Origin of the sequence: Frankia sp. QA3 (genome assembly GCF_000262465.1) — a bacterium.
In the GTDB taxonomy this organism is placed as follows: Bacteria; Actinomycetota; Actinomycetes; order Frankiales; family Frankiaceae; genus Frankia.
Map to the genome: position 1 here is coordinate 5265042 of NZ_CM001489.1, position 12275 is coordinate 5277316.

Sequence of the window (12275 nt, forward strand, 5' to 3'; positions counted from 1 at the left end):
GGTGTGTAGAATTTTTGTCACCGCGCCTCGAGCGCGCCCGATGCCGCCGGCCGGGTGCGATCACGTCGGCGCATGACCCGACGCCCGCGACAGAAAGAGCCACTCCAGTGGATGCATCCGTGCCCCGACCACGGCCAGGGCTCGGGCTGACGCTCGCACTCCTGGCGTTCGCCCAATTCATGATCGCCATTGACTACAACATCGTCTATGTCGCGCTGCCGGACATCGGCCGGGAGCTCGATTTCAGTTCCCAGTCCCTGCAGTGGGTCGTCAGCGCCTACGCGGTGACGTTCGGTGGGCTGCTGCTGCTGGGCGGCCGGGCGGCCGACCGGCTCGGGGCACGGCGGGTGTTCCTCACCGCGGCGGTGCTCTACGGCCTGTCCTCGCTCGCGGGCGGCCTCGCGAACGACTCGGGGCTGCTGATCGCCGCACGCGCGGTGCAGGGGGTCGGCGGCGCGCTGCTGTTCCCCGCGATCCTCACGTTGATCAACACCACCTTCCAGCCGGGAGCCGAGCGCACCCGGGCGCTGGCCGCGTGGGGTGCCGCGGGTGGCGGCGGGCTCGCCGCCGGCGCGCTGCTCGGCGGCGTGCTCACCAACTACCTCGGCTGGGAATGGGTCTTCTTCGTCAACGTCCCGGTCGCGGTGCTCATCGCCGCGGTGGCGCCGCGGCTGCTGGCGGCGGACGCATCCCAGCCCGCGCGCACCGGGTTCGACCTACCGGGTGGTCTACTGGCCACCGCCGGCGTCGCACTGGTTGTGTTCGGGTTGGTCAGCGGGCCGGAGGCGGGTTGGTGGTCGGTGCGCGCGGCCGGCGCGATCGCGCTCGGCGTGGTGATCCTCGCCGGCTTCGCCGTCCTCGAACAGCGTCTGCGCAACCCGCTTCTGCCGCCGCGGCTGCTGGGGTACCGCAACCTGTCGACGGCCGTGCTCGCCGTGTTCGTCTTCGCCGGCACCCTCGCCGGCGAGTACTTCCTGTTCACCACCTACCTGCAGAACGTCCTCGGTTACAGCCCGCTGAAGGCGGGGCTGGCCTTCCTCCCGCTGACGCTGATCTCGATGGCCGGCGCCGGCCCGCTGGCCACCACCAGCGTCGCCAAACTGGGGTACGGCGCCACGATGGCTGTCGCGCTGCTGCTGTGCGGGATCGGCATCGGGCTGCTCGTCCCCGGGATGTCGGTGGGCGGTTCCTACCCGGCGCTGCTGCCCGGCATCGCGGTGTGGGGCATCGGTGGCGGCATCGCCTTCACGGTGTGCTTCTCGGCGGCCGGGCACGGGATCGCCGTCGAAGAGCAGGGCGTCGCCAACGCGGTTGCCTCCACCTCGCAGCAGGTCGGCAGCGCGGTGGGGCTGGCGGCGATCGTGGCGGTGGCCAACTCCGGGCTCGACCTCGGCGTCGGCGGCGCACCCACGCCGGACAGCGTGGTCGACGGGCTGCGGGTCGGCGGCCTGGTCTCCGCCGTCACCGCGGTGGTGATCAGCGTGGTCGTCGCGCTGCTCCTGCGCGACCGTCCGTCGGCGGCGGCCACGCCGGCGGCGCCGGACCCGACCGGGCTGGGCGTGCCGGACGTCGCCGGAGACGAGGACGTCCGGGCCTATTCCTGAACGGTTCGACCGCGCGGGATGGATTCCCCGGCACCGGCCGGCGGTCGGACCGGGCGGACATTCACCTGCCACGATTCGAACCGGCAGTAGAACGCTGAACGACACCGAACCCGGGACCGAACATGGGCAGCACGGACTGTGCATCGGAGTTGATGCAACCACGACCACGGACGAATCGCAGCCGATAACATCGGATGTGTTATGCATCACAATATCCAACACAAAAGTGCCAGGTTTCACTAAGATGAATTTTGTGGACGACCGGCAGCACCATCCGACCTCGCGGACGCGCCGCCGGACATTCACTCACATTCCGGGGACGCCGCTCGGCCATACCTGCGCCCGGCCGCCCCGACGGATCGCCTGCCCCACTGCGCGCACTTTTCTCACCGTGCGTCGGCACATCGATCTGCTCCGGGTGTCAAGCGCAGCCTGTCCCGGCGGCGACCGGCTTTCCCGCTAGGGCGCGGCGCCCGAACACCACCGTCACCCGCCGCCCTTCTGAGGCAGGTGGTCGGCCGCCCGGTCGGGCCCGACGGGTTCCCGGACCGCCGGGCTGCGGCCTGGTGGTCCGGGAATGCCCGGCAGTCAAGAAAATCCCAAGCGAGTCGACCACGGTAATCATCGGCCGCCGTGCCCCGGACCCCGGCACGGCGGCTTACCGGACATTCCCTGATAGCACCGCGCCGCCCTCTCCGGCCGGTTTTATCCCGCGTTTCCCCTCATTCTCCGGCCCCTTGGCCCTACACTCCTGACCATTCGGCACCAGGCCGTCTCGCAGGTCATCGGTCGGCGGCCACAACGTCGCCCCAGCCGTTCCGGTGGCGGCCGGAACGGCCGGAGGTCAATCTTCCCGAATTCCGGGTGAACGGCCGCATGACCGACGGCGCCGACGCCCACTCACGTCTCATCCTCCATACTCCCGGAGCACATGCATGCGTCTCGCCAAACCCGTCCGCCTTGCTTTCGCCGCGGCGACGGCGGCAACCCTGGTCCTCACCTCCTGCGGCTCGGACTCGGGTTCCGATTCCGACGCGGGCACGTCCGGGGCGGCATCGGGCAAGCCCAAGGCCGGCGGGTCGCTGACCTACGCCCTTGACGTCGAACCGACCTGCTTCGACCTCCAGGTCAATCAGCAGGGAATCACCGGCGACATCGAACGCGGCGTGGTCGACTCCCTGGTGGCCGTCGACGCCAAGGGCGAATTCCATCCGTGGCTGGCGACGTCGTGGGAGGTCGCCGCGGATCTGAAGACCTACACCTTCAAGCTGCGCGAGGGGGTGACGTTCACCGACGGCACGCCGTTCGACGCGGCCGTGGTGAAGGCGAACTTCGACCGTATCGTCGACAAGAAGACGAAGTCGCAGTACGCGGCCACCCTGCTCGGCCCCTACACCGGCGCCGACGTCATCGACGCGCACACGGTGAAGGTCAACTTCGCCAAGCCCTTCGCCCCGTTCCTGCAGGCAACGAGCACCCCCAACCTGGGCTTCTACTCCACGCGCTCGCTCAGCCGCCGCCCCGATGAGCTGTGCGCCGGCGGCAGCGCGATCGTCGGCACCGGCCCGTTCGTCTTCAGCAGCTACACCAAGGGCCAGAACGTCGTCCTGACGAAGAACCCGAAGTACAACTGGGCGCCGCAGCAGGCCGCGCACACCGGCGCGGCCTACCTGGACAAGGTGACCTTCCGGTTCCTGACCGAGGACACGGTACGAGTCGGCGCCGTCACCAGCGGCCAGGCCGACGTGGCCACGAGCATCCCGCCGTCGGACATCAAGACCGTCGAGGCGGACAAGGGCCTGAAGATCCGCAAGGTGGAGGACCCCGGCGGCGCCTACAACGTCTTCCTCAACACCGCCCACGGACCCCTGGCCGACCAGCGGGTACGCCGGGCCATCCAGCTCGGCGCCGACGTCGACCAGGCCGTGAAGACGGTGTACTTCGGCCAGTACGCCCGGGCGTGGAGCCCGCTGACCCCCGCCACCCCGTCCTACGACAAGACGCTGACCAACGCCATCGCGTTCGACCCGACGGCCGCCGGGAAGCTGCTCGACGAGGCCGGCTGGACGGGCCGCGACGGCCAGGGCTACCGGACGAAGGACGGCAAGCGGCTGACCTTGGACTGGCCGTGGAACCCGCCGCACACCCGCGAGCAGCGGGAGGTCGTCGCCCAGGCGATCCAGGCCGACCTGAAGAAGATCGGCGTGGAGGTCACCCGGCCCGCCCTCGACATCGGCGCCTACGTCTCCCTGGCCCTGAACGGCAAGTACGACCTGTACGACTTCTCGTGGACGCGGTTCGAGCCGGACCTCCTGCGCGGGTTCTTCAACTCGGCCAGCCTGCCGGCCACCGGCGGCCAGAACGCGGCGAACCTGCGCGACCCGCAGGTGGACACCTGGACTGAGGCCGGCGCGGCCACCCTCGACCGGGCCAAGCGGGACGACGTGTACGGCAAGGTGCAGCACAAGGTGGTCGTCGACGACGCGGTCGTGTTGCCGATCTACGTGCCGACGAAGCTCGTCGCCGTCGCAACCGACGTGTCGGGGCTGACCGTCGATCCCAACGGCAAGCCGCTGCTCTTCGACGCCTGGCGTAGCTGACCATGACGGCCACCCCGGCGAGCAGCACTCCGTGGCCGGCGACCACCGGGCGCCGGCCACGGCGACGGGGCGACGACGGTCCGGCCGCGCCGCATCCCGACGGATCCGCGGGGCCCGTCTGGGCCCGGGTTCTGCGGGGGGTGGCCGCCGCCGTCGGCCGCCGGGTGGCCGCCGCGGCGGCGGTCATGCTGGGCGCGGCGACAACCGCGTTCATCGCCCTGCACCTGCTGCCCGGCGATCCGGTGGCCATCATCCTCGGGCCGTCGACCATGGCCTCTCCCGAGGTGCGGGCGCAGATCCGGCTCGATCTGGGCCTCGACCGCCCGCTGATCATGCAGTACCTGCACTACCTGGGCCAGCTCCTGCAGGGCGATCTCGGCGAGTCCTACCAGCTCCAGCAGCCGGTGTCGAGACTGATCGGGGACCAGCTACGCCCGACGGTGGAGCTCGCCCTGGCCGCGATCGTCGTGGCGGTGGTCCTCGCGGTGGCCTCGGCGGTGGCCACCGCGGGGCGCCGCCCCGGCCTGCGCGCGCTGGCCAACCTCTGGGAGCTCGTCGCGGTGTCCACGCCGTCGTTCTGGCTGGGCATCCTGCTGCTCACCGCGTTTTCGTTCCGCATCGAGCTGTTCCCGGTCGCCGGGGCCGACGGGTTCTCCGCGCTGGTGCTGCCCGCGCTGACCCTCGGCCTGCCGGTGGCCGGGATCCTCGGCCAGGTGCTGCGGGAGGGGCTGGAGACCGCGCTCGAACAGCCCTTCGTCACCACCGCGCGGGCCCGGGGCCTGAGCCAGACCGCGGTCCGGCTGCGGCACGCGCTGCGCCACGCGACGGTGCCGCTGGTGACGCTGTCGGGCTGGCTGACCGGCACGCTGCTGGGCGGCGCGGTGCTCGTGGAGAAGGTCTTCGCCCGGCCCGGCATCGGTGCACTGACGCTACAGGCGGTCAGCAGCCGGGACATGCCCGTCGTCATGGGCGTCGTGCTGCTGTCCGCGCTGGTGTTCGTCGTGATCTCCACCGCCGTCGACCTGCTCTACCTTGCCATCGACCCGCGGCTGCGGGCCGAGGACAAGGGCCGAGGACCACAGCACGACCAAGAACCGCAGCACGACCAAGAACCACAGCGCGAGCAGAACCACGAGGAGCCGGCGCCGGACATGAAGAAGGCGGGCGTGAAGGGCGCAGGAACATGACGGCGATCGACGCCGCCGTCGGGCTCGGCCGGCGCAGCCTGACCCGCGGACGTCGGCCGCCCCGGCTCGGGCTGGTGCTCGCGGCCGGCGTCCTGCTGCTGATCATCCTCATTGCGGTGGTGCCGGGGCTGTTCACCGACAGGTCCCCGACGGGCACCGCGTCGGTCGACGCGCTGCGCGGCCCGAGCGGGACGCACTGGTTCGGCACCGACCAGCTCGGCCGGGACGTGTTCACCCGGGTGGCCCACGGGGCCGGCCGGTCGCTGCGGCTCGGCGTGGGCGCGACCGTGCTCGGCGTGCTGGGTGGCGCCGTGCTGGGTCTGGCCGCCGCACTCGGCGGCCGGGCGGCGGACACGGTGCTGATGCGGCTGGCCGACGTCCTGCTGGCGTTGCCGCCGCTGCTGCTGGCCCTGCTGGCGATGACGGTGCTCGGCAACGGCGCGTGGAACCTGACCCTCGCCGTGGCGATCTCCACGGTGCCCGGCTACGCCCGGATGGTGCGGGCGGAGGCGCTGGTGGTGCGCCGCTCCGGCTACGTCGAGGCGGCCGTCGGGCTGGGCCTGCGCCGCTGGCTGCTGGTCGCGCGGCACATCCTGCCGAACACCCTGGGCCCGCTGCTGGTGCTGGCGACCGTCGGCTTCGGCACCACGCTCATCGCCGCCTCCAGCCTGAGCTTCCTCGGCTTCGGCGCCGAGCCGCCGACCCCGGAGTGGGGGCTGATGCTCTCGGAGGGCCGCAACTACCTGTCCACCGCCTGGTGGATCGGGGTGTTCCCGGGCGCCGCGATCGCCGTCACGGTGATCACCGTCAACGTCGTGGGACGCCACGCCCAGGCGCGTTACACGAGGAGGACCAGCCGATGAGCGACCCCTCCGGGGCGCCCGCTCCGGCGACCCTCGCCCCGGCGGCGCCGGTGTCCGTCTCGACGGCGGTCCCGGCGGCCCTCCCGGCGGACGGGCCGAGCGCGGCGGTGCGGCCTCCCGTGCCGGCCGGTGATCCCCTGCTGGTCGTGGAGGGGCTCAGCGTGACCTTCGACGCCCGGTCCGCGCGCCCCGTCCGCGCTGTGCGGGACGTGTCGTTCACCCTGCGCCGAGGCGAGTGCCTCGCCATCGTCGGGGAGTCCGGTTCCGGCAAGAGCGTCACCGCCCGGACGCTCGTCGGGCTGACGGGCGGCCGCGCGACGGTCAGCGCGCGGCGGCTGGGCTTCGACGGCCAGGATCTGACCAGGTTGCGCGAGGCGTCGTGGCGGCGCATCCGCGGGCGGCACATCGGACTGGTGCTCCAGGACGCCCTGGTCTCCCTCGACCCGCTGCGCACCGCCGGGGCGGAGATCGCCGAGGCGCTGCGCACCCACCGGGTCGTCGACCGCGCCGAGGTGCGCCCCCGCGTGCTGAGCCTGCTCACCGACGTGGGCGTGCCCGAGCCGGCCCAGCGGGCGGCGCAGTACCCGCACCAGCTCTCCGGCGGCCTGCGCCAGCGCGCGCTGATCGCCTCGGCGCTGGCCGCCGGCCCGGAGCTGCTGGTGGCCGACGAACCCACCACCGCCCTCGACGTCACCGTGCAGGCGCAGGTGCTCGACCTGCTGCGCGGCCTCGCCGCGGATGGCATGTCGGTCCTGCTGATCAGTCACGACCTGGCCGTCGTCGCCGGGCTCGCCGACCAGGTGGCGGTCATGTACGGCGGGCTGGTCGTCGAGCAGGGGCCGACCGCGGCGGTGCTGGCCGACCCTCGTCACCCGTACACGCAGGCGCTGCTCGCGGCCGTGCCCGCGATGCACGCCAAGGGCACCCGGCTGTCGATCACGCCGGTCGACCGCCCGCCGGCCACAGCCGGCTGCCCGTACGCGGCCCGCTGCCCGCGCAGCGACGAGCGCTGCCGCGCCGAGCTGCCGCCCCTGGCGGGCGACGAGCCCGGCCACCGGACGTTGTGCTGGCATCCGGGTCCGCCCCCACCCACCGCCGCGGTCTCGGCGACCGTCACGGCCGCACCGGCGGCCGGGGTGGGGCGGACGGACCGGGTCACCGGGGCCGGCCCACTCGTCGAGGTGGCCGCGATCCACAAGCGGTTCCGCTCCCCCGACGGGTCCTGGCGGCACGCCGTGCAGGACGTTTCGTTCGAGCTGTTCGCCGGCGAGACCCTCGGCGTGGTCGGCGAGTCCGGGTCCGGCAAGACGACCGTGGCCCGGATCGTGTTGGGGATGCAGGCCCCGGACTCCGGCACCGTGCGTTTCGCCGGCGCGCCCTGGAGCGGGCTGCCGGAACGCCGGCGGCGAGCCCTCCGGCCGCGCATCCAGGCCGTCTACCAGGACCCGCTGGGATCGTTCGATCCACGGTTCACCACCGAAAAGATCATCGGTGAGGCGTTGGGTTCGGCCGGGGTACGTCGCGGGCAGCAACGCCGTGACCGGGTCGTCGACCTGCTCGAACGGGTGGGGTTGGCGCCCGGCCTGCTGCGGCGGCGTCCGCTGGAGCTCTCCGGTGGTCAGCGGCAACGGGTCGCCATCGCACGGGCCCTGGCCACCGAGCCCGAGCTGCTCGTCTGCGACGAGCCGGTCTCCGCGCTCGACGTCTCGGTCCAGGCTCAGATCCTCGACCTGCTCGCCGGGCTCCAGCACGATCTCGGAGTCGCCATGCTGTTCATCTCCCACGACCTCGGCGTGATCCACCACATCAGCGACCGGCTGGTGGTGATGAAGGACGGCCGGGTCGTCGAGACCGGCCCGGTCGGGCAGGTCTTCGCCCAGCCGGCGCAGGAGTACACCCGGGCCCTGCTGGCCGCCGTGCCCCGGCCCGCCCTCACTTGACCGGCTCACGTTCCGGCGCCGGCCGGCGGCCGCGCGCCGTCCGGCCGAAGGAACGTCGCCGCCTGCTGGCGGCACTCGAGGCGTTGGCAACCGGCCAGGGGCGCATCGTCGAGGTCCGCGGGGAGCCCGGCATCGGCAAGACCCGACTGCTCGGCGAGCTGACCCGGCAGGCGGCCCGGCGCGGCCTGCCGGTCATCCGGGGTCGGTGCGCCGAGACCGATCACGCGGTCCGCTTCGGGGTGTTCAGCCGGCTGTTGTCCATCTCTCCGCCCGCCTCCGCGGAGGCCGACCGGTCCTCGCCCGGCCCGTTGCTGGCCGCCATGTTGTCCACCCCGGATGCCGCGGGCTCGCTGTTCGATGCCGCCCGGCTGCTGCTGGGCCGGGCGGCCGGCGACGGGCTCGTCCTGATCGTCGACGACGCCCACTGGGCGGACGAGGCGTCCAGCGCGTTCATCGACCATCTCGTCCGCTGGCCGGTCGACGCCCACCTGCTGCTCGTCCTGGCGCACCGGCCGCGCCAGAGCCCGCCCCGGCTGCTCGCCTCCCTCGCCCACGGCGAGGAAATCGGCACGGTCGACCGCATCGACGTCCCACCGCTCACCCTGGACCAGGCGGCGCTCCTGACCGGGCTGGCCGCGGACGACCCACTGCTGCGGGAGCTGCATCAGGTGAGCGGGGGCATTCCGCACTACCTGCTCGGTCTCGCCGCCCTCGCGCCCCACCCGGGCCCCTCCCACACCTGGGCCGAGCTCGCGTCCGGCGTGGGCCGTGCGGACGACCCGGGCGACCTCGACCAGCCTCCCCGCGACCTGGTCAGCCCGGTGCTGGCCGAGCTCGCCGAGCTGGACGCGGCGTGCCTGCGCGTGGTCTGGGCGGCGGTGGTCGTCGACGAGACGTTCGACGTCGACACCATCGCCGCCGTCGCCGAGCTGGGGGTCGAACCGGCCTGCGTCGCCGTCGCCAACCTCACCGCGCGAGACCTGCTGGTGGCGACCGGCGACGGGGCGACCTACCGGCTGCGCCATCCGCTGCTGGCCCGCATGCTCTACCCGACCCTCGACCCGGGCTGGCGCCGGGCGGCGCACCGCCGGGCGGCGCGGATCCTCGGTCTGTCCGGCGCGCCACCGGCTGTCCTCGCGGCGCACATCGAGCACTGCCCGCAGGACTCGGGGTTCGAGGAGGTGGAGGTGCTCGCCTGGGCGGCCGAGGAGTCACTGGCCAGCGCGCCGCCCGATGCCGTGCGCTGGCTGCGCCTGGCGCTGCGCATCCTCGCGGGCGTCGACGGCGGGGATCCGGACCGGGTCGAGGGCCTGCGCGGCGAGCTGTCCCTCAGCCTCGCCCGGGCGTTGGGCTCGGCCGGGCAGCTCGCCGAGAGCCTGGCGCAGATCCGCCAGACCCTGCGGCTGGCCGCCACGCGGCCGGCGACGGCCCGTGCCGACCTCGCCTCCCTCTGCGCGATGCTGGCCTACTCCCTCGGGCAGCACGCGGACTCGCAGGCGATCCTCACCGACGAGATCGACGCCGCCATCGGCGAGCCGCCGGGGCAACGCGCCCACCCACCGGCCGCCGGACGGCCGGTCCGCCCGCAGGCTCGGCCGGCCGTCATCACCCTGCTGCTGACCCGGGCGGCGGTGGGGCTGCTCGACGGGACGCCGCCCAGCCCCGACGATCTGGGCCTGCTGCTACGGCTGGCCCGCGAGCAGCAGGACCACACCGCCGAGGTCGGCGCGCTGGCCCTGCGCGGCGTCGTCGAGGCGTTCGGCGGCGACATCCCGGCGGCCGCGACGACCGTGACCCGCTGCATCGCCATCGCCGACCGGCTGCCCGACGCCGACCTCGCCGACCATCCCGAGCACCTGGCCCTGCTCGGCTGGGCGGACTCGGTGCTGGGCCGCCAGCTCGACGCCGAACGGCACTTCAGCCGCGGGGCCGCCCTCGCCCGCCGCTCCGGCCGCGACGACACCCTGCCGCTGCTGCTCGGCGGGCTCGGCGCGGTCTACCACCGGGTCGGCCGGCTGGCCGACGCCCGCCGGACCGCCGCCGAGGTGCAGCACCTGATCCGCAACACCCGGCGCGGCCACCACACGAACCTCGCCGATGCCATCGAGGCGCTGGCCGGGGTGTGGATCGACGGCCACGGCAGCCGGCGGGCGGCCACGCTGGCCGAGGAGGCCGCCATCGAGCGGTTCACCGCCCGGCCGACGCCGCGGCGGTCCTGGTGGGGCGATGTGGCGGCGATCTGGACCGCGTACGCGGCCGAGACCGACAGCGGCGATCCGCACCGGACGATGGCGCTGATCCTCGACACGGGCGGCGGCGAGACACTGGCGGAGCTGTCGCCCGTCCTGCGCCCGATGGCGTTCGAGGCGCTCACCGCCGCCTCCGAACGCCTCGGGGACACCCCCGCCGCCCTGCGCTGGGCGGACGGCGCCGAACAGGCCGCCGAGCGCCTGGATCTGGGCTACCAGCGCGGGCACGCCCTCGCTGCCCGGGCGCACGCGCTGCGCCAGACCGAGCCGGCCCTGGCCGGCGCGCTGTACCAGCAGGCGGCGGACCTGTTCGCCGCCGCCGGCATGCTCTCGCTGCGCACCTACCTGCTGGTGCAGGGCGGGATGTGTCTGGCGGCGGCGGGGCGTCCCAACCCGGCCGCCCACCAGCTCGCCGTCGCGGCCGAGCTGGCCGGCCGGTGCGGGGCACACCGGCTGGGCGCGCAGGCCCGCGCCGCCCTGCGCGCGCTGGACGAGCGGCGATCGGCCGGAGTCGACGCGCTGGCCGGCCTCACCCCCCGGGAACGCGAGATCGCCCTGGTGGCGGTCGGTGGCAAGACGAGCCGGCAGATCGCCTACGACCTGCGGCTGAGCCCGCGGACGGTGGACGCGCACCTGACCCGCATCTACCGCAAGCTCGGCGTGTCCTCCCGGGTGGCGCTGGTCCGGCTCATCGACGGCAGCGGGCCGCGATGAAGGCCGACCGGGCCGCGATGAAGGCCGACCGGGCCGGCCGGGCCGCGCGATGCCGGTGCCCGGCCGGTCGCCGAGTCGCGCGGCGCAGGGGCGTCCGGTCATCCCGTGGAGGGCAGCTCGAACCGGTCGTCGTCGAGCAGGATGGCGCGCTGGATCTCCCGCAGGGGGCGGCCCGGCTCGACGCCGAGCTCCTCGGCGAGAAGCCCCCGCGCGCGCTGGTACACGCGCAGCGCGTCGGCCTGCCGCTCCGACCGGTACAGCGCGATCATGAGCTGGCGGTAGAAGGCCTCCCGCATCGGATGTTCCAGGGTCAGCTCGAACAGCTGCCCGACGAGCTCGCGGTGACGGCCGGCGCTGAGCCCGGACTCCATCATCATCTCCAGGCACTCCAGCCGGGCCTCCTCCAGCCGGGTGACGAAGGCGTCCACGATCGGGCCGTCGCGCAGATCGCTGAGGGCGGGACTGCGCCACAGCGCGAGCGCGGCCGTGAACTGCTCGATCGCCTGCGGGTGCCGGCCGGAGCGGGCATGGCGCCGGCCGGCCGCCACCCGCTGCTCGAACTGGTGCAGGTCGACGGCCTCCGGCTCGACGGCCAGCAGATATCCCGGCGACCGCGTGATGATCGGGCACTGCGGGCGCCTGGGGCAGGTGAGCAGCTTGCGCAGCTGAGAGACGTAGACGTGCAGCGCGGCGGTCGCCCGCCGCGGCGGGTCGTCCGGCCAGATCTCGGCGACCAGCAGGTCGGCGGCGACCACCTGCCGGGCCCGGGCCAGCAGCACCGCCAGCAGCACGGTCAGCTTCGGGGCGCTCACGCGCACCTGCCGATCGCCGTCCAGCACGCGAAGAGGTCCCAGGATCTCGTATCGCACGGCCTGCCCCACGGGAAGTAGACGTCGGTGACGCGCGCCGAACCCGACGGGCTGGGCGCCCTGCGCCTCGGCCGCATCCGACGGCCGAACGCCGCCGCGCCTCGCCCGGACTTCCAGGGCGGGCGGCGGGCACGTCGCCCACCGTCTCACGCCCCCCGCGGCCCGCATATTGGAGGAATCGCGTAGTACTCCGACTTCTCGCTCGCCCGAGACACACTCACGTAACGGCAGCGGGATCGGCACCGCGGC

General features: G+C 73.7%; 8 protein-coding genes. 7 read left to right on the plus strand and 1 reads right to left on the minus strand.

All coding sequences use genetic code 11. The annotated features are described in order from the left end of the window. The first annotated feature begins 179 nt into the window (after positions 1 to 179). The 7 genes from FRAQA3DRAFT_RS21590 to FRAQA3DRAFT_RS21615 all read left to right on the plus strand — a co-directional run bounded on the left by FRAQA3DRAFT_RS21590 (position 180) and on the right by FRAQA3DRAFT_RS21615 (position 11157). On the plus strand, positions 180 to 1604 hold the full coding sequence (locus FRAQA3DRAFT_RS21590; protein WP_232291695.1) for an MFS transporter: 1425 nt from the start codon (positions 180 to 182) through the stop codon (positions 1602 to 1604). Between the two features lie 244 nt (positions 1605 to 1848). Continuing rightward, a complete protein-coding gene (locus FRAQA3DRAFT_RS38900; RefSeq protein WP_369809371.1) occupies positions 1849 to 2067 on the plus strand; it encodes a putative leader peptide in 219 nt (72 codons plus the stop codon). 472 nt (positions 2068 to 2539) lie between these two features. Then, positions 2540 to 4204: an ABC transporter substrate-binding protein gene (locus FRAQA3DRAFT_RS21595; protein WP_009741180.1), complete on the plus strand. Its 1665-nt coding sequence runs from the start codon at positions 2540 to 2542 to the stop codon at positions 4202 to 4204. Positions 4205 to 4389: 185 nt separating this feature from the next. After that, the gene (locus FRAQA3DRAFT_RS21600) at positions 4390 to 5391 is read left to right on the plus strand and encodes an ABC transporter permease (RefSeq protein WP_232292149.1); all 1002 of its coding nucleotides are present in this window, start codon (positions 4390 to 4392) and stop codon (positions 5389 to 5391) included. Further along, on the plus strand, positions 5388 to 6254 hold the full coding sequence (locus FRAQA3DRAFT_RS21605; protein WP_009741182.1) for an ABC transporter permease: 867 nt from the start codon (positions 5388 to 5390) through the stop codon (positions 6252 to 6254). The genes FRAQA3DRAFT_RS21600 and FRAQA3DRAFT_RS21605 overlap by 4 nt, the downstream gene beginning before the upstream one ends. Next, a complete protein-coding gene (locus tag FRAQA3DRAFT_RS21610) occupies positions 6251 to 8194 on the plus strand; it encodes an ABC transporter ATP-binding protein (RefSeq protein ID WP_009741183.1) in 1944 nt (647 codons plus the stop codon). Before FRAQA3DRAFT_RS21605 ends, FRAQA3DRAFT_RS21610 begins: the two co-directional genes overlap by 4 nt. Further along, entirely contained in the window at positions 8191 to 11157 is a 2967-nt protein-coding gene (locus tag FRAQA3DRAFT_RS21615) for a LuxR family transcriptional regulator (protein ID WP_009741184.1), read from the plus strand. Before FRAQA3DRAFT_RS21610 ends, FRAQA3DRAFT_RS21615 begins: the two co-directional genes overlap by 4 nt. Positions 11158 to 11255: 98 nt before the next feature. Here the strand turns inward: FRAQA3DRAFT_RS21615 and FRAQA3DRAFT_RS21620 are convergent, their stop codons facing one another. After that, positions 11256 to 12026, minus strand: a complete 771-nt coding sequence (locus tag FRAQA3DRAFT_RS21620) for an AfsR/SARP family transcriptional regulator (RefSeq protein WP_035923274.1) — start codon at positions 12024 to 12026, stop codon at positions 11256 to 11258. Positions 12027 to 12275 lie beyond the last annotated feature (249 nt).